The organism is Campylobacter sp. RM5063 (assembly GCF_024723655.1).
Lineage (GTDB): Bacteria > Campylobacterota > Campylobacteria > Campylobacterales > Campylobacteraceae > Campylobacter_D > Campylobacter_D lari_D.
Genome location: NZ_JANQDA010000068.1, coordinates 1 through 521 on the forward strand (window position 1 = coordinate 1; position 521 = coordinate 521).

Sequence of the window (521 nt, forward strand, 5' to 3'; positions counted from 1 at the left end):
CCACTGATTTTATCAATAGTGGAATTTGGTAATAAACCGCTTATTTTTAATACATAATCTGAGTCATAATCTATAGTTTTTTTCTCTACATGAAACCACCAACTAGGATCCTTATAAGAAGGATACTCTACTTCAGGAGTATAAATTTTTGTTTTATACTTAATGCTTTTCACAAAAGAACCACCTAAAGCATTAACTTTTAACAAAATATCATTCTCAAACGGAGCTTTAGAAGTGATAACTGCCTTAGCTTCACCACTAGCATTAAATGTTGTATCATGATCATTTAAAGTAGCGTCTCCACTTAAACTCCATTCTACTTTAGAACCTGTTTTTCCACCTTTTAATACAGCATGTACTACTTCTCCTTCTTGAGTATAAAGTGTTTCTTTATCAAGTTCTAAATTCAATTCTCTTTGATAAAGATTAATTTTATCTGCAGTTATTTCAGTTTTAGCAATAGCTGATTTCATATAACTGAACTTAATAGCAATATCTTTAACACTAGGATCACTAATACC

1 protein-coding gene is annotated in these 521 nt (G+C 30.1%); it reads right to left on the reverse strand.

Translation table 11 applies throughout. From position 1 onward, the window contains the following. Positions 1-473 (reverse strand): hypothetical protein (locus tag CAMP5063_RS08400; RefSeq protein WP_337195169.1); only part of this gene is annotated, 473 nt, incomplete at its 3' end. Positions 474-521 lie beyond the last annotated feature (48 nt).